Source organism: Erythrobacter sp. S249, from assembly GCF_057364975.1.
In genome coordinates this window covers 2656466-2673714 of record NZ_CP200287.1, presented here as the reverse complement: position 1 = coordinate 2673714, position 17249 = coordinate 2656466, and the positions used below count along the sequence as shown (strand labels likewise).

The window sequence follows — 17249 nt, the reverse complement described above, 5'->3', positions numbered from 1 at the left end:
TATTGATCCCTTCTAATGATTCTTGATTGCCTTAGTCTGCGCGCAATGGCCGCAAATGAAAAGGCCCCGCTCCGGCTATCTCGCCGGGCGGGGCCTTCCTCTCCAACTGTAAAATTGTGTTATGCGGCGACCGGTGCATCCGGTGCGGCCTGCCTCACGCCTTCATCAACATGCGCTTCGAATTCTGCGAAATTGTCGATGAACAGCTGCACCAGCTTGTGCGCCGTCGCATCATATTCACGCTTGTCAGCCCAGGTCTCGCGCGGGTTAAGGATCGCTTGATCGATCCCTGCCTCGGCCAGCATTGGCACATGGACGGGCACATCAAAGCCGAAATTGTCGTCGCGGCGATATTCGACATTGTCGAGATCACCGTTGAGCGCCGCATTAAGCAGTGCGCGTGTCGCCTTGATCGGCATCCGGTTGCCAACCCCGTATTTGCCGCCAGTCCAACCAGTGTTGAGCAGCCAGCATTGCACGCCGCCCTTGGCAATGCGCTCTTTCAGCAGATTACCATAGACGCTCGGGTGGCGCGGCATGAATGGTGCGCCAAAACAGGTGCTGAAGGTGGCCTCTGGCTCGGTCACGCCGATTTCTGTGCCAGCGACTTTCGCTGTGTAGCCCGATAGGAAGTGATACATCGCCTGTTCCGGTGTCAGCCGCGCAATCGGAGGCAGCACGCCGAACGCATCCGCGGTCAGCATCACGACGTTGCTGGGCACTGGGCCCAGATTGTCGGCGCTGGTGTTCGGGATGAAATCAATCGGATAGGCACCGCGCGTGTTCTCAGCCAGCGAGTTATCGTCAAAGTCGAGCGTGCGGGTGTGTTCGTCCATCACCACGTTTTCGAGCACTGTGCCGAAGCGCTTGGTGGTCGCGTAAATCTCAGGCTCAGCCTCTTCAGACAGGCGGATCATCTTGGCATAACAGCCGCCTTCAAAATTGAAGACCGCTGTGTCGGACCAGCCATGCTCATCATCGCCAATAAGCGTGCGCGAAGCGTCCGCACTGAGCGTGGTTTTGCCAGTGCCTGACAGCCCAAAGAACACCGCCGTCTTATTGTCCGGCCCGATATTGGCTGAACAATGCATCGGCATCACGCCTTTGGTCGGCAGCAGATAATTGAGAATACCAAAGACGCTCTTCTTCATCTCGCCTGCATATTTTGTCCCGCCAATCAGGATCAGCTTTTCAGACAGATTGACCGCAATCACCGTCTCACCGCGCGTGCCATGACGCGCCGGCTCGGCCCGGAAGCTGGGCAGATCAATGATGGTGTATTCTGGAGCGAAATCGGCGAGCTCGTCAGTGTTTGGACGGACCAGCAGAGTACGGATAAACAGATTGTGCCAGGCAAGCTCGTTGATCACGCGCACATTGACGCGGTGCTCTGCCTGCGACCCGCCGAACAGATCCGCGACATAGAGGGTTTCTTTCTCGCCAAGGGCAGCGAGGAAATCCTGTTTGAGCGCGGCAAAATGCTCTGACGTCATGGAGGCATTGACCTTGCCCCACCAGACCGTGTTCTCGGTGACAGAATCGCGCACGATGAACTTGTCTTTCGCGCTGCGCCCGGTGTGCGCGCCGGTTTTCACAACCAATGCGCCGTCCTTCGACAGGGCGCCCTCGCCCTTCGAAATCGAGGCTTCGACAAGCTCTGGTGTGCCGAGGTTAGGGTGAATTTCAGCTGAGGTTTCAATACCCTGTGATGACAAAGGGTGGGCAAGCGGGGTCAACGCATTTCTCCTGAACCATTATGGTTGTGCAATTTATGAAACCGGAAACATTGCTTCCCCGGCGACCGCTTTCGAATGTCTTGCGGTGCGTCAGTGGCCTGCGCTGGTCCGTTTATGCATACGTGTGCATAGATGCGCGCAGCAGCCCCGTCAAACGCGGCAAGCGCAATATCTACTGCCATCTTTGCAAGCCGCGCTTGCGCTCTCAACGCCCGCGTTGTTTATGGCGCTTGATGCGGCTATTCATGGCGTGAGCGCCGCACCGCGCAGGCACCCTAACCAAGCGCAGACTAAGTGGCTGGGAGACATAACGAATGAGCGATAGCACCAGCGATATCATGACTAAGGCAGAGCCTGCCAAAGGCGATGAAGTGACCATCGCGCTGGTCGATGACGATCGCAATATCCTCACCACAGTCTCGATCGCGCTGCAGGCGGAAGGGTTCGTGACCCGGCTCTATTCCGACGGCGAAACCGCGCTGAAGGCGCTGCTCGACAATCCCCCTGATCTCGCCGTGTTCGACATCAAAATGCCGAAGATGGACGGGCTGGAATTGCTCAGCAAAGTGCGCGAGCACACCGCGCTGCCAGTTATCTTTCTCACCTCCAAAGACGATGAGCTCGACGAGGAAGTGGGTCTTGAGCTGGGAGCAGATGATTACATCGCTAAGCCGTTCAGCCTGCGCCTGCTAATCGCCCGTATTCGCGCGATTCTGCGCCGTGCTGACCCGAGCAAAGCCATAGGGATTGAGACCCAAGAAATTGAGCCGGTCAATCCCAGCATCTCAACCGGGCGGCTGTATATGGACCCTGCGCGCCACCATGTGACTTGGGACGAAAAACCGGTCAGCCTGACGGTAACAGAGTTCCTTATCTTGGAAGCGCTGGCTGCGCGTCCCGGCGTGATCAAAAGCCGCAACCAATTGATGGATGCGGCCTATCCGGACGATATTTTCGTCGATGACCGGACAGTGGATAGCCATATCAAGCGCATGCGGCGCAAATTCCGCGTCGTCGATCCGCAATTTGGCGCGATCGATACGCTCTACGGGGCAGGCTACAGCTTCACTGATGGTTGAAGATGATGCTCCAACGCTGGATCAAGGAGTGGAACGCCTCAGCCTGACGGGCCGTTTTTCGCTCACCGCGCGCATACTTATTGTGAACCTCTTGCCGCTTTTGTTCCTCGGCGGCGGGCTGTTCTACATTGATAGCTACCGTACGCAGCTGCTCGATGAGCGCTTCAAACTGGCCCGGATCGAGGCCCAGATTGCCGCCGAGGCTTTGGCTGGCGTCACCCGCGAGCGCCAAGAAGCGCTGCTGGTGCAGATTGGCAAAGAGCAACGAATGCGGATGCGCATGTTCGATGCGGAAGGGCTGCTCTGGGCTGACAGCTTCGCCCTCGATGAAGACGGCCCCGCATTTGAATTAGACGACATCAGCGATGATGATTGGAACCTGCGCTTTGCCCGCTGGCTAGACCGTGCGGTCGACACCGTCGTCAGCGCAGAGCCGGTCACAGACTATGTCGAGAAGGAATCGGACCAGGCGGATGATTGGCCAGAACTGGTTGCTGCACGCGAGCAAGGCATCAGCCAAATCACGCTTTACGATTGGCGCGATGGCACCCCGGTGATCACCGCTGCCGCTCCTGTTGGCTTGAATGGCGCGACTTTGCTGACCACACGCAATGCGGTCGACATTACCGAGGCGGTGCGCGCAGCGCGGTCGACCTTGGTGATTGCAGTTCTGATTGTCTTGTTCGCCTCGTTTCTCTTATCCCTGTTCCTTGCCCGCACAATCGTCACCCCGCTGCGCCTGTTGTCCAATGCAGCCGTCAGAGTGCGCCAGGGCCGCGAACGCGAAGTCGAAGTTCCTCGTCTGCCGGAACGCGGGGATGAGATCGGTCTGCTCGCCCGCGCGGTTTCCGACATGACCGGCGCGCTGCGTCACCGGATTGATGCGGTCGATAGCTTTGCCGCTGATGTGGCGCATGAAATCAAAAACCCGCTCGCAAGCCTGCGCAGCGCCATCGAAGCATTGCCGCGCGTCGAAGACGAAGAGACGCGCAAGAAACTCACGGATATTGCGACCCATGATGTGCGCCGCATAGATCGTCTCGTCACTGAGATTTCCGACGCGAGCCGGATCGATTCTGAAATGTCGCGCGCCACGCTGGAGCGAATCGACCTGTCCGATCTGGTACGGGCCATCATCGGCAGCCGCGAAGACCGCGCTGAAAATCGCAACCGAGAGATCATTCTTAAGGCGCGCGGATTTGCCGCCAATGTCATCGGGGTTGGCCCTCGTTTGGAGCGCGTGGTCGAGAACTTGTTGGACAATGCGGTGTCCTTCTCGCCGCCTAAGGCGCCGATCCTGGTTGAGATCGAGAACGATGGCGAATGCGTCGCGCTGACCGTCTGCGACGAAGGCCCCGGCATTCCAGAGGACGCGCGCGAAAAAGTGTTCACACGCTTCCACTCGATCCGCCCAGACAATGAGGATTTCGGCAACCACTCCGGCCTCGGGCTTGCCATCGCGCGGGCCATTGCCGAGGCGCATGATGGCTCGCTCGTCGCCGAAAGCCGCGCTGATGGTGAAAGCGGCGCATGCCTACGGCTGCAACTGCCAGCGGCGATTTGATCGACATGGAGTCGCTGCTTGTCCATGCCAGCGCGGTCGCCGTGGATGGCCAAGCCCTGCTAATCGAAGGCAAGCCGGGCAGCGGCAAATCCTCACTCGCTCTCGCCCTGATCGAACGCGGAGCGCAGCTGATCGGTGATGATGGGGTCACGCTCTCTCGGGAGGGCGAGCAAATCATCGCCTCACCCCCACTGAACATCACCGGCAAGCTGGAGATCCGAGGCGTGGGTATCGTAGACCTTCCTACGACGAGCGCACCTCTCACGCTGATCCTGACCCTAGCCGATGACGCACCGCGCTATCGCGAGGCAGCCGACACTCGCGATTTGCTCGGCTGGGCAGTGCCCACCCTACCCTTCGTGCCCGGTACAATCGCGCCAGCGGAGCGCGCGCTATGGGCATTAAAACTCCACGGATGGCAGAGCGGGCTTGCAATCCGGTGAGACGAGCGCGAAGAACGCGGCCAAGGGTCGAACACGCAAAGGCATCTATTCGCGCATGAAACAGCCCAGCCCATTCAGCGATCAACGCCAGCAAATCCTGCTAGTCACAGGCCTATCCGGCGCGGGCAAATCAACCACGCTCGATGTGCTGGAGGATATGGGCTGGGAAACGATTGATAACTTCCCGGTTCGCCTGCTGAAGCGGCTCATTTCCAATCCCGACCAACAGGGCGCGCCATTGGCGATCGGATTCGACTCGCGGACACGCGGATTTGTGCCTGGCAACATCATTGAGCTTGTCAAAGAGCTGGCGAAACGCCCGGATATCTCGATCACCTTCATGTTCATTGATTGCACCAGTGGAGAGCTGGAGCGGCGTTACAACGAAACCCGCCGCCGCCACCCCATGGCGCAAGGCCGCCCTTTGCAAGAGGGGATTAAGGCCGAGCGCGAACTGCTCGATCCGCTGCGGCGCTGGGCCGATATCGTGATCGACACCAGCGAGCTCGCCAGCAATCAGCTGCAAAATCACGTGCGCGATCTGTTCAGCGAAGAAACCGGGCAGCCGACTACGCTGACCATCTCAAGCTTTGGCTTTGCCCGCGGAATGCCGCCGCTCGCCGATCTGGTTTTCGACATGCGCTTTCTCGACAATCCGCATTGGGTAGAGGGCTTGCGCGAACTGACCGGCCAAGACGAACCGGTCGCCAAACATGTCGCCAGCGATCCCGCATTTGGCCAGGCTTTTGCCCAGATCCGCGACCTCTTGCTGACCCTGCTGCCGCGCTATCAGGCGCAGGGCAAAGCCTATGTCCACGTCGCCTTTGGTTGCACCGGAGGGAGACACCGCTCAGTTTTCACCGCTGAAGAGATGGCCAGAGGCTTGCGCGAGGCAGGCTTTTCGCCCACTGTCCGACACCGCAATTTGGGCTCTCGCGCCGCCGACGAAATTGAACGTGGGTGACGCAACTGAGCCTTTTCGCAACGATTGGGCCTCGGCATTGCTGTCTCAATGCCCCGCGCCGCAGGTAACGAACGGACCCGGACTTCACACATGATTGGTTTGATTCTGGTCACCCACGGCCGCCTTGCGGAGCAATTTGTCGATGCGATGGAGCACGTCGTTGGTCCGCAAGAAAGCATCGCGACGGTTTGCATTGGTCCCAATGACGATATGGAGCAGCGGCGTCAGGATATCGCCGAAGCAATCACAACGGTCGAAAGCGGCAGCGGCGTTATCATCCTGACTGACTTGTTCGGCGGCACACCCTCCAATCTCGCCATTTCACTGCTCGATGGCGGCAAGGTGGAAGTGATCGCGGGGATCAATTTGCCCATGCTGATCCGTCTCGCCGGTGCACGCGGCAAAATGGACGTGCGCGAAGCCGTGCATGCAGCGCAAGAAGCTGGCCGCAATTATATTACCGTCGCCAGTGAACTGCTCGGAGACGACGCCAAGCCGAGTAAGGCGCAAGCATGACCGAAACCCGCCGCACCATGGAAATCGTCAATCAGCGCGGCCTGCATGCCCGAGCTAGCGCTAAGTTTGTAGGAGCGGTCGCTGCGCTTCCCGAAGGCATCAAAGTGCGCGTTGCGAAGGACGGCAACGAAGCTGCTGGCGGTTCAATCCTCGGCCTGATGATGCTCGGCGCAGCCAAAGGCGACAGCGTCGACCTCATCGTTGAAGGCGACGGCGCGGAAGCCGTGCTTGAGGAATTGTGCGCGCTCGTCGGAGACGGCTTTGGCGAGGAGTGAGCGGGCCAATGCCTGACACCTCAAACGACACATTCGAACCCGGTCGCAAGCACATCACCGGGTTCTCCAATGCCACGGTCAAATATCTGCGTTCATTGCGCGATAAGAAGCACCGCAAACGGGCCGGGCAATTCTTGGCGGAGGGTCTGCGCCTGCTGACCGATGCGCGCGAATGCGGCCACATTCCGCAAACACTCGTGATGGCGGAGGCGCGCGATCAGCATAGCTTGCTCGATGCTCTGGAAAATGACGTGCTCGCCGCGGGCGGCGAGATCATCACCACAACGCCCGACATTCTGACCAAGATTACCGGCAAATCCAACGCACAAAGCGTCGTCGGCGTGTTTGACGAGTTCGACACTGCGCTCAGCGCTCTAGACCGCGCCGCTGCGCCGATATGGATGGTGGCACAGGACCTGCGCGATCCGGGCAATTTGGGCACCATGTTGAGAACCTGCGACGCAGTTGGCGCGGGCGGATTGATCCTGATCGACGATTGCGCCGACCCGTTCAGCGCGGAGGCCGTGCGCGCCAGCATGGGCGCGGTGTTCACGCAAGGGATCGCGCAAGCGCGCTGGGAAGAATTTCTGCCCTGGCTGAGAGGCGGAGAGGGCCAATTGGTCGCGGCGTCTCTCAGAAATGCCGTGCCTTATCGCGGTGCTGAATACCGCAATCCTTGCTTCATCCTGGTGGGTAACGAATCCCAAGGTCTGCCGGAGGCTTATGAGGCGGAGTGCGATCTGCGGGTCACGATGCCCATGCGGGGCCGCGCCGATTCGCTCAATGCAGCGGTGGCGGGCGCAGTGCTGGCCTATGAGGTGCTCGCTAGGCTGGAAGATTAGGTCCGAATAAGAGGACGCCGCACGTACGCCCTTCCCCAAAGCAAATCGGCGAGACAGAACCTAGCTCTGCCTCGCCGATGCGATATTCAATGTGATGAGCGCTTAGCCTTCAGCAAGCATCTCGTCATAAACTGCACACGCAGCAGCTACGTCGTAGCCTTCTTCCTGAGCTTGCGCTTGAACTTCTTGAAGCTTGGCAGCCATGGCTTGCATTGCTTCTGGATCGTTAGCGAGCTCTTTCATTTTCTCGCCAACTTCAGTTGCCTTAGCAACGAGGGTCTCTTCGTTGCACTCTTCAGCAGCTGCGGTTTCAGTGGCTTCTGTGGTTTCTTCCGCTGCGCCTTCTGCAGGTGCGTCGGTTGCTTCGCCGCCACATGCTGAAAGTGTCAGAGCTGCTGCGGTTGCTACCGCGAAAAGATTTGTCTTCTTCATTTATTGATCCCCTTCATATCCCGTCTTTGGGCGCCGAGGTGCCTAGGCAGGTGTTCGGGGTTTGGCAACATCCTGTGTTGCTTTTCAAGCAAGTGTCCACGAACGGGATGTTTGGCCTTGATTTAGGAGGCTCAGCTATTCCGCCGCATCGCGTTTGTCATCGAGCGTGCCAAGATCATCCGGTACATTAGCTGCATCCTGCGCGTTGTAGCGCGGCGCGCTTTCGACCAGCGGCACTTCTTCAATCTCGCGCTTGCCGATCTCAATGCCTTTATCGGCCAGGCGCTTGCCGGATGTGAGCACGTTGCGCTCAAAACTGCCGACAAACTTGTTGTAGTTCGCGACCGCCGTTTCAAGGCCCCCGCCAACGCGCTTCATATGCTCAGCCGCAACCCGGAGCCGGTCATACAACTCCGCGCCAAGCTTGCCGATTTCCTGCGCTTCTCCGGCCATCTTGTCCTGCCGCCAGACCTGCGCGACCGTGCGTGCGATCGCCACCAAATTGGTCGGCGTGGCAAGCAGCACCTTATTGCTGAAGGCAAAGTCCCACAGCTCTGGATCGTGTTCTAGGGCGGCGGCAACGAAGTGCTCGCCCGGCACGAACATCACAACATAATCGGGCGCGTCCTCAAACTGGCTCTGATAGCTTTTCGAGCCGAGCGTCTGAACGTGATTGCGCATGCTCTTGGTGTGCAGATCAAGGTGCCGCGCGCGTTCGCCGTCATCCTCCGCCTCGAATGCAGCCTGATAAGCATTGAGCGACACTTTAGCATCGATGACCAGCTTCTTTTGGCCCGGCACATTGATGATCGCATCGGGACGCAGGCGGCCGCTGTCGGTCTCCATCGATTGCTCAAGATGAAAGTCGGTGTGCTCAGCAAGCCCGCATTGCTCCAGCACATTCTGCAGCGCCCGCTCGCCCCAGCGCCCGCGAGCTTTCGGGGCATTGGTGAGTGAATTGCCGAGCCGCTGCGCCTCGCGCCGGACCTCTTCCTGCCCTTCGCGCATGGATTGGATCAAGCCGTTTAGCTGTCCAAAAGCGTCGACCCGCTGCTTCTCCAGCGTTTCCACCTGGCGTTCGTATTTTTCAAGCCGCTCACCAACCGGTTGCAACAGCGATTTGATCTTGGCCTCGCCGGTTTCTTCCGATTGCTTGAAGCGCTCTTCTGCGCGGCGCAGGAATGCCTCTTGCGCCTTGCCCAGCACAGCGGCGCCGGTGTTCTCAAACTCTTTCAGCAGAGCCCCACGCGATTCCTCCAGCAGACGTTTCTGCTCAGCAAAGGTCGCGGCCTGCGCCTTTAGCCCTGAGTTTTCCTCGCGCAACCTGTCCAGATCGCTGGCGAGACTGTCTGCTCGCGCGGCCCTTTCGCCAAGCGCCGACACCTCAATGCGCGCCTCGCCCAGTTCCGCGATTGCCTGCTTAAACTCACCCTCTTTCTCGCTCAGCCGCTCACGCAGCTCCGCTGCCGGACGCGAGGCAAAAAACCAACCCGCGCCGCCGCCGACAAGCAGGCCGAGAATGAGTGTGATGATCGCGAGAAGGGTCGTATCCATGCTATTTCCCTCCAGTGCTCCGGCGGTTGCAAAACAATCACAGCCGCCGGAAACAAAGGTCGTTACTCTCCGTCCGAGACTCCGATATCGCACAATGCTTGCTCGGCGGTTGGAAAACCAACATCCGATACAGCATAAATTGCGCCATCAGGCCTCACCAGCATCCAATGGGTGCCGTCAGAAAGACGACAGGTAGAATAAAGCCGTAACATGGCTCATCTCCTGTCAAATTCTTGAATGTTTGGAGCTTGCTATGGGAGCAGTCTAACCGAACTTGGTCCTCTTATCCCGCAACGCGGAATTCATACCAAATGTCGGCTAAGTCGTCCTAACAGCGAGAGCTCTCACCGTACTATCCGCCCGCCGGCGTTCTAGGCAATCGAATGGCACCTCCATCGTTAGAACAGAGATAGAACCTATCAGACTGCAACACTCAATCCAACAGAGGAGTGTGAGCTAGTTGGGGAAAGCTGTGGCTTAAGCCGCTTGCCTGATCTTCTTCAGCTTCTTCAGCGCCATGCTGCGCTTCAGGCGTGAAAGGTGGTCGATAAACAGGATGCCTTCGAGGTGGTCCATTTCGTGCTGGATGCAGGTCGCCATCATGCCTTCGAGCGATTCCTCGTGGGTGTTGCCCTCGACATCCTGATAGCGCACGCGGCACGTCGCCGGACGGTCTACATCGGCATAAATCTCTGGAACGGAAAGGCAGCCTTCCTGATAGGTGGCCAGCTCCTCTGCCGGATCGAGAATTTCCGGGTTCACGAAAACGCGCGGCTCTTTCTTCACTGGGTAGTGCTTGTGCGAGCCCTCTCCATCGCCGTGATCGTGGCCGCATTCCTCTGGCTCTGCGTCCATATCCGGCTCTTGCAGATCGATCACCAGCAGGCGTTTAGGCACACCAACTTGGATCGCGGCCAGGCCAATACCCGGTGCATCATACATCGTCTCGAACATGTCAGCGACGAGGGTTTTCAATTCGTCATCGAACTGGGTGACAGGTTCAGACACGATTTTGAGCCGGGGATCCGGCACTTCTAGGATTTCACGAATAGCCATGGATAGTGATTTAGTGTCCGCGCGCGCAGCTCGCAAGCCTAGTCTACTGGGCGCCGCGCCCGAAGCGCCTGAGCCAGCGTCCCTTCGTCGAGATAATCCAGCTCTCCGCCCACGGGCAGACCATGCGCTAGCTGCGTGATCCGCAGACCAAAGGGCTCCAGCCGCTCCGCAATGTAATGCGCGGTGGTTTGCCCCTCCAGCGTGGCGTTCATCGCCAGTACGACTTCATCAACCTCGCCGCCTTCCACGCGGGTGAGCAGATCGGTGATGTTGAGGTCTTCCGGACCAATGCCATCAAGCGCAGATAAGCGCCCGCCCAGCACATGATAGCGCCCTGAAAACAGCCGCGCCCGGTCCAGCGCCCAGACATCGGCGACGTCCTCCACCACGCAAAGCGATTTCGCATCGCGCCGATGATCGGCGCAAATGCCGCAAGGGTCGCTCGTGTCGACATTGCCGCAGGTTGCGCATTCAACCAAAGTCTCGCTGACTGCGCCGAGCGCATCAAGCAGAGCAGGCAGCGCCTGTTCCCGGTTCTTCACCAGCCACAACACAGCGCGCCGGGCAGAACGCGGCCCCAGCCCGGGAAGCCGGGCCAATGTGCTGGAGAGCGCTTCGATCTCTTGCGATGCCATGCCTGCCCTCTAACCGTTCAGGCTGAGCTTGTCGAAGCCCGGCACTTTCTTTTTCCAGCGCTCAAAGTAAGGACGATCCTTCGACAGGCTCAGGGTGAACGGTTTATCTTTTGATGCGCATAATTTTTATGGGAACGCCCGATTTTGCAGTGCCGGCCTTGGCCGCTCTGCATGAAGCGGGGCACGAAGTGGCGTGTGTTTACACTCAGCCGCCCCGCCCAGCTGGCCGCGGCAAAAAGCTGCGCCCATCGCCAGTGCAGCAGAAGGCGGAGGCATTGGGTCTCACCGTGCGCCATCCCAAATCGCTGAAACCGGACGAGGCGCGCGCGGAGTTTGCGGCAATCGGCGCAGAGGTAGCCGTGGTGGCGGCTTACGGTCTGATCCTGCCGCAAATCGTGCTGGATGCGCCGACGCATGGCTGCCTCAATATCCATGCCTCGCTGCTGCCGCGTTGGCGCGGGGCCGCGCCGATCCACCGCGCGGTAATGGCGGGGGACGAGCAGACCGGGGTTACGATCATGCAGATGGAGGCTGGGCTCGATACCGGCCCGATGCTTTCCAAAGTGACCACGCCCGTTTTGGACAAGACGACCGGTGAATTGACCGAAGAACTGGCCGAGCTTGGCGCCAATGCGATGATCGAAGTGCTCGCTGACCTGCCAAACATCGCGCCTCAGGAGCAGGATGATGATGCGGCGATCTATGCGCCCAAGATCGACAAGGCAGAGGCGCGGATCGATTGGTCGAAGCCCGCCGCTGACTTAGTGAACCATGTTCACGGGCTCGCTCCCTTCCCCGGTGCTTGGTTTGAGCTGAAAGGCGAGCGCGTGAAGCTGCTACGCGCAGAGGCATGCGAGGGCTCAGGAGCAGCGGGCGAAGTGCTAGACGCCGATCTCGCGATTGCCTGCGGTAAGGGAGCACTCCGCCCTGTCCGGCTCCAGCGCGCTGGCAAACCAGCGATGGATCGCGAAGACTTCTTGCGCGGGCGCGCCGTGGCAAAAGGCACGGTCCTGACGTGACCCGCTTTGCGCTTACTCTGGAATTTGACGGCTCGCCTTACCAAGGGCTCCAGCGGCAAAAACACGGGCCGAGTGTTCAGCAGGCTGTCGAGGAGGCCGCGCACCGGATCACCGGCGAGGACGCGCAATTGCTCAGCGCCGGGCGGACAGACACGGGCGTCCATGCGCTCGCCATGCGCAGCCATATGGATATTGAGAAAGACTTCACCCCGTTCCGCTTCATGGAGGCGCTGAACGGGCAATTGCGCCCTCACCCGATTGCCGTCACTGCCTGCGAGGAAGTGGACGAGGGTTGGCACGCGCGCTTTTCCTGCACCGGGCGGCGCTATCTTTACCGCATCATCAACCGCCGCGCACCTTTGACATTTGGCCGGAACCGCGCCTGGCAGGTCGGCCCAGAGCTTGATGTGGAGGCGATGCAGCGCGCGGCGCAAGCCCTGATCGGCAAGCATGACTTCACCACATTCCGCTCTGTCAGGTGCCAAGCGAAAGATCCGGTAAAAACGCTCGACCTGCTCGAAGTGAAGCGAGCAACGACCGAGCTCGGCCCGGAAATTCATGTGCATGCAGCCGCGCGCAGCTTCCTCCATCATCAGGTCCGCTCCATGGTCGGCTGTCTCAAGCTGGTCGGCATGGGAACCTGGGAAGAGGACGAAGTCGCCGAGGCATTGGCCGCACGGGACCGCCAGAGATTGGGCTATAACGCGCCGCCGCATGGGCTCTATTTCGTCGAGGCGAGCTATCCCACCGGCGATTGAGGTCTCTTGCGCTGCCTTACGCAACGTCACCCTAGCCAAGCGCGCATCGCTGGCCTAGCCAAGCCTTCAAAGCAATCAAGGAGAGACCCCCATGACGACCACTGGTAAACAGCTTTTCACAACGCTCGATGCAGGCGGCGCGCTGACCGTCGAAATCGCGGAAGCGAGCTTCCCAGAGCCGACCGGCAACCAAGTGCTGGTCAAGATGGAAGCGGCGCCGATCAACCCATCGGACCTCGCAATCCTGACCAGCGCGGCTGATTTTGAGAACGCCGAATATTTCCACGGTAAAGTTGTGGCGCAAATGCCAGAGCCATTCCTGTCGGGTCAGCGCGGGCGCCATGGCCAACGTTTGCCAGCGGGCAATGAAGGCGCTGGCACCGTTATCGCAACTGGTGACGGCGACATGGCAAAGGGTCTGATGGGCCAGCGAGTGGCCTGCGTTCCCGGCAATGCCTTCAGCCAATATGCGATTGCCGATGCGATGATGTGTCTGCCGCTGGGCGATCACACATGCGAACAAGGGGCATCCAGCTTTGTAAATCCAATGACCGCATTGGGCTTTGTCGAAAATGCAAAAATGGACGGTCAAAAAGCGATCATTCACACAGCGGCGGCATCCAACCTTGGCCAAATGCTTAATCGGATTTGCATCGAAGATGGGATCGAGTTGGTCAATATCGTGCGCAGTGCAGACAATGTCGCGATGCTGCAAGGCCAAGGCGCAAAGCATGTTGTGAATTCATCGGATGATGATTTCATGGCGCAATTGCGCGCAGCGATTGACGCAACCGATGCGTTCTATGGATTTGACCCCATCGGCGGCGGTCAGGCAACCGACACTGTGTTTAAAGCGATGGAGCAAGTCGCGGTTTCGAAAATGACCGAATTTTCGCGTTATGGCTCTGAACAGGCAAAACGCATGTTTATCTATGGCCGGTTGGATTTTGGTCCTACGATCCTGACGCCAAGCTATGGCTTTGGCTGGACATTGTCGGGTTGGCTGCTGACGCCGTTCTTGCAACAGGCTGGCATGGAAACAGTGGTCAAAATGCGCACGCGCGTTCTGCAGAACCTCACCACGACTTTCGCCAGCCACTATAAGGAAAAAGTGTCTTTGGAAGAGATGCTGACCAAGGACGCGATCCTTGATTATCGCCAGATGAAAACTGGTGAGAAGTATCTGGTTACTCCGCAGGGGTAGGAACCAAATCAAAGAATCGTTTGCGCTGAGCTTGTCGAAGCATTGCACTTTAACTCGGGCACTTGCTCAAAGAAAGAAGTGCAGCCCTTCGACCGGCTCAGGGTAAACGGGTTAGCTACCGACCATCATACTCAGCTTGGATCGCGGCGGGTTCAGTCGTTCCTGCCGCGATTAGCATTTGCAGCAGGATCCGCGCCTTTTGCGGATTGAGCGCGCGCGCAGCGACAAATTTGTTCTCATCATCCTCTGGCTCGCGGTCGACCAGACCTTCATCCAGACGGCTCGCCCGGATGATCGGCATGCCTCTCGCCGCAAGATCGACCAAAGCGCTGCGCACAGCATCCGGCATATTGCCCTCACCCAGCCCAGCCACGACCAAGCCGCGCGTTTCGGCGGTCACCAATCGCTCGACATAATCCGGCGTCATGGCGGCATGGACGAAGAGGATTGGCACATCCGGCAGATCGGTGGTGAAGGCAAAGCGAGCGTCCGCCCCCACGCGCCAGGGCGCGCCAAACCAATCAAGCGCACTTGGGGTCACCAGCGCAATCGATCCGCGCGGGAAACCTTGAAATGCGTCGGTGCCGCGCGTGCGGCTCTTGCGGATATCGCGCGCGGCAAACACGCGGTCGCCCATCACCACCAAAACCCCGCGTCCTGCCGCCTCAGGATCGGCCGCCACCCGCGTCGCATTGGCGAAATTGCGCAGGCCGTCGTAGCCAACCGCATTGGCAGGCCGCATCGCGCCGACCAGAACCACAGGCTTATGTGTGGGCAGTGTCAGATCGAGCAGAAAAGCAGTTTCCTCAACCGTGTCGGTGCCATGGGTGATGATCACTCCGGTGCAGTCAGGATCGTCCATCGCGGCCACACACGCTTCATGAAGCTGAGCCCAGATTGCCGGGCTCATATCCTCAGAGCCGATATTGGCGACCTGCTGGCCGGTCAGATGCGCATCAATGCCCAAAGTTTCGACTCGCGCCAGAAAATCGCCGATTCCGATCTGACCGGGACGATAATCGTGCCGAGTCGCGCTATCTGCCTCGCCAGCGATCGTGCCCCCCGTGGCCAAAACAGTGATATTTGGGGTGCTCATACCGAGGGCAAATAGCGCTCAATGCATTTTCACACCACATAGCAATTGATTTTCAAGAAATGCCCGCTAGAAGCGCCTCTTCCGTTCAACGGAACGGGCGATTAGCTCAGTTGGTAGAGCATCTCGTTTACACCGAGAGGGTCGGCAGTTCGAGCCTGTCATCGCCCACCATCATTTTGCGGCTCAAAATGATGCGGACCCACCCAAAATTCTCACGCTGAAAATTCTCGACGTGAACGCCGATTGGCGGCAAGGCGTGTTCCCATGATGGGGCACACAATTGCTATTGCGGGATGCGGGCCGGCGGGCCTGGCAGCTGCGCTGATGCTGCACCGCGATGGACACCGCATCTGCCTATTTGATCAATTTGATGAGCCTGGCCCAGTTGGCTCTGGTCTAATGATCCAGCCCACGGGGCTAGCCGTGTTGGCGCAGCTTGGGCTTGCGAACGAGGTCGCGGCGCGCGGTTCGCGTGTTCATGCGCTGAAGGGTCTGGAAGAACATGGCCGCACCGCGCTCGATGCGCATTATGACCAATTGGGCCTGCCCGGTGCCTTTGGCATTGGGATCCACCGCGCCAGCCTGTTCGATGTGCTTTACCGCGCCGTCCAGAGTGATGGCATCGCAATCAAAACCGGCCGCGCAATCACCGGCAGCACGCTCAGCAACAGCGGGCGGCGCCTGACCTTTAACGATGGCAGCGAATCGGAAGAATTTGATCTTGTCGTCGATGCCAGCGGTTGGTCGAGCGTGTTTGATCCTTCGCGCAAGAATATCCTGGAGTTTGGCGCTTTATGGGCGAGCCTGCCGCTGGAGCCAGATGATCCGTTTGATACAGGCCTGCTGGAGCAGCGCTATCGCCGGGCAGCGCAAATGGTCGGTGTGCTCCCGATTGGCTCGTGCAGCGTCGGCACCTCGCCAGAGGCGGCCTTTTTCTGGTCGCTCAAGGTCTCTGATTACCCGAAATGGCGCGAGACTCCGCTGGACGAATGGAAAGCAGAGGTACGCGCGCTTTGGCCGGAAACAGAGGCGCTGCTTGCGCGCATCACGTCGCGTGATCAGCTGACCTTTGCGCGCTACGCCCATCGCACGGCCAAGCGTCCGGTCAGTGAGCGCATGATCATGATTGGCGATGCATGGCATTCCGCCAGCCCGCAATTGGGCCAAGGCGCGAACATGGCGCTGCTCGATGCGTGGTCGCTTAAACGCGGGCTGGCCGAGGGCCGCACGCTCAATGAAAAACTGCGACTCGCCGCGTCATGGCGGCGGGATCATGTTGACCTCTATCAATGGGTGACGGCGTTCTTCACGCCGCTTTATCAATCGGATGGGGAATACAAGCCGTTGCTGCGGGACCGGGTGCTCGCGCCGATTTCTCAAATCTGGCCGATCTCGCGCATCCAATCGCTGCTGATGTCGGGACTGTTTGGCTGGCCACTTGCCTCGCTGGGCCTCACCGCGCCCGATTACTCGGCAATTTCCTCAGAGATGAGCGCCAACGCATCTTCGCTGTCCCAGTGATAGCCGCCCTTCACGCGTAATATCTCGCGCCCTTCCCCATCGAATAAAATCGTTAGCGGCAAGACGCCGCCATTGTCGAGCGCACGGTCGAGCGTCCCCTGCGTATCCAGCCAAGGCTCCAGGTTGGCGAAGTCATATTTGGCGAAGAACGGCGTGACCAAATCGGCACCGCGCATATCCTGACTGATCGTGATGACCCGCAGGTCATCGCCCATCTCGCTTGCCAGATTGTCGAGCGAGGGCATTTCGGTGACGCACGGCGCGCACCACGTCGCCCACAGGTTCACGATCACCGGCTGACCGTCCAGCGCGCCGAGATCGAGCGTGTTCCCCTCCGCATCGCTGAACGACAAAGCGGGCAGCTGAGTGCCCGCTTGCGCGCGGTCAATCTCGCCCACTTCGCCTTCGGGCAAGCTCTGCTTTTCACCCGTCAATTCACCCTGTTGTTGCGCGCCATCGCCCTGCGCCCTATCGCAGGCGGCAAGAGGCAGCACCAAAGGCATCAGTGCAGCCAAAGCAAAGAACGGCGAACGAAGCGACATGAGCAAATCCAAC

At 59.2% G+C, this 17249-nt stretch carries 18 protein-coding genes and 1 tRNA gene; 12 read left to right on the top strand and 7 right to left on the bottom strand.

Annotation, left to right across the window (positions count from 1 at the left end; genetic code table 11):
- Positions 1-119: 119 nt before the first annotated feature.
- Positions 120-1736 carry a phosphoenolpyruvate carboxykinase gene (locus AC0V6V_RS12610; protein ID WP_486166357.1) on the bottom strand — a complete coding sequence of 539 codons (1617 nt, stop codon included), beginning with the start codon at positions 1734-1736 and terminating at the stop codon, positions 120-122.
- A gap of 314 nt (positions 1737-2050) precedes the next feature.
- Here AC0V6V_RS12610 and AC0V6V_RS12605 point away from each other — a divergent pair, with 314 nt between their 5' ends.
- From AC0V6V_RS12605 to AC0V6V_RS12575, 7 genes are all read left to right on the top strand, one after another.
- Positions 2051-2815 (top strand): response regulator, encoded by a 765-nt coding sequence (locus AC0V6V_RS12605; protein WP_486137082.1) that lies wholly within the window; start codon positions 2051-2053, stop codon positions 2813-2815.
- A complete protein-coding gene (locus AC0V6V_RS12600) occupies positions 2808-4379 on the top strand; it encodes a sensor histidine kinase (RefSeq protein ID WP_486165702.1) in 1572 nt (523 codons plus the stop codon). The genes AC0V6V_RS12605 and AC0V6V_RS12600 overlap by 8 nt, the downstream gene beginning before the upstream one ends.
- A complete protein-coding gene (locus AC0V6V_RS12595; RefSeq protein WP_486165701.1) occupies positions 4346-4822 on the top strand; it encodes an HPr kinase/phosphorylase in 477 nt (158 codons plus the stop codon). The genes AC0V6V_RS12600 and AC0V6V_RS12595 overlap by 34 nt, the downstream gene beginning before the upstream one ends.
- A 55-nt stretch (positions 4823-4877) precedes the next feature.
- Positions 4878-5786, top strand: a complete 909-nt coding sequence (rapZ, locus tag AC0V6V_RS12590; protein WP_486165700.1) for an RNase adapter RapZ — start codon at positions 4878-4880, stop codon at positions 5784-5786.
- A gap of 90 nt (positions 5787-5876) precedes the next feature.
- Entirely contained in the window at positions 5877-6302 is a 426-nt protein-coding gene (locus tag AC0V6V_RS12585; protein ID WP_486165699.1) for a PTS sugar transporter subunit IIA, read from the top strand.
- Positions 6299-6577: an HPr family phosphocarrier protein gene (locus AC0V6V_RS12580; protein ID WP_486165698.1), complete on the top strand. Its 279-nt coding sequence runs from the start codon at positions 6299-6301 to the stop codon at positions 6575-6577. Before AC0V6V_RS12585 ends, AC0V6V_RS12580 begins: the two co-directional genes overlap by 4 nt.
- 8 nt (positions 6578-6585) lie before the next feature.
- Positions 6586-7419, top strand: coding sequence for a TrmH family RNA methyltransferase (locus AC0V6V_RS12575; protein ID WP_486166356.1), 834 nt, complete (start codon positions 6586-6588; stop codon positions 7417-7419).
- Positions 7420-7521: 102 nt separating this feature from the next.
- Here AC0V6V_RS12575 and AC0V6V_RS12570 read toward each other — a convergent pair whose 3' ends face one another.
- The 4 genes from AC0V6V_RS12570 to recR all read right to left on the bottom strand — a co-directional run bounded on the left by AC0V6V_RS12570 (position 7522) and on the right by recR (position 11096).
- Entirely contained in the window at positions 7522-7851 is a 330-nt protein-coding gene (locus AC0V6V_RS12570; protein ID WP_486137089.1) for a hypothetical protein, read from the bottom strand.
- Between the two features lie 135 nt (positions 7852-7986).
- Complete coding sequence (locus AC0V6V_RS12565) at positions 7987-9405, bottom strand: DNA recombination protein RmuC (protein WP_486165697.1); 1419 nt, start codon at positions 9403-9405, stop codon at positions 7987-7989.
- A gap of 477 nt (positions 9406-9882) precedes the next feature.
- Positions 9883-10461, bottom strand: a complete 579-nt coding sequence (locus AC0V6V_RS12560) for a peptide deformylase (RefSeq protein ID WP_486165696.1) — start codon at positions 10459-10461, stop codon at positions 9883-9885.
- Positions 10462-10499: 38 nt separating this feature from the next.
- Complete coding sequence (gene recR, locus AC0V6V_RS12555) at positions 10500-11096, bottom strand: recombination mediator RecR (RefSeq protein WP_472639389.1); 597 nt, start codon at positions 11094-11096, stop codon at positions 10500-10502.
- A gap of 113 nt (positions 11097-11209) precedes the next feature.
- Here recR and fmt point away from each other — a divergent pair, with 113 nt between their 5' ends.
- The 3 genes from fmt (at position 11210) to AC0V6V_RS12540 (ending at position 14077) form a co-directional block, all read left to right on the top strand.
- Positions 11210-12115, top strand: coding sequence for a methionyl-tRNA formyltransferase (gene fmt, locus AC0V6V_RS12550; protein WP_486165695.1), 906 nt, complete (start codon positions 11210-11212; stop codon positions 12113-12115).
- Positions 12112-12873 carry a tRNA pseudouridine(38-40) synthase TruA gene (gene truA, locus AC0V6V_RS12545; RefSeq protein ID WP_486165694.1) on the top strand — a complete coding sequence of 254 codons (762 nt, stop codon included), beginning with the start codon at positions 12112-12114 and terminating at the stop codon, positions 12871-12873. Before fmt ends, truA begins: the two co-directional genes overlap by 4 nt.
- Before the next feature lie 91 nt (positions 12874-12964).
- The gene (locus AC0V6V_RS12540) at positions 12965-14077 is read left to right on the top strand and encodes a zinc-binding dehydrogenase (protein ID WP_486165693.1); all 1113 of its coding nucleotides are present in this window, start codon (positions 12965-12967) and stop codon (positions 14075-14077) included.
- Positions 14078-14192: 115 nt separating this feature from the next.
- On the opposite strand, the gene AC0V6V_RS12535 is transcribed toward AC0V6V_RS12540, so the two are convergent.
- On the bottom strand, positions 14193-15173 hold the full coding sequence (locus AC0V6V_RS12535) for an asparaginase (protein ID WP_486166355.1): 981 nt from the start codon (positions 15171-15173) through the stop codon (positions 14193-14195).
- 95 nt (positions 15174-15268) lie between these two features.
- On the opposite strand from AC0V6V_RS12535, the gene AC0V6V_RS12530 reads away from it, so the two are divergent.
- Positions 15269-15344 (top strand) — tRNA-Val (locus AC0V6V_RS12530).
- Between the two features lie 93 nt (positions 15345-15437).
- Positions 15438-16694, top strand: coding sequence for an FAD-dependent oxidoreductase (locus AC0V6V_RS12525; RefSeq protein ID WP_486165691.1), 1257 nt, complete (start codon positions 15438-15440; stop codon positions 16692-16694).
- On the opposite strand, the gene AC0V6V_RS12520 is transcribed toward AC0V6V_RS12525, so the two are convergent.
- Entirely contained in the window at positions 16640-17236 is a 597-nt protein-coding gene (locus AC0V6V_RS12520; protein ID WP_486165690.1) for a TlpA family protein disulfide reductase, read from the bottom strand. The two genes, AC0V6V_RS12525 and AC0V6V_RS12520, sit on opposite strands and share 55 nt — an antisense overlap.
- Positions 17237-17249 lie beyond the last annotated feature (13 nt).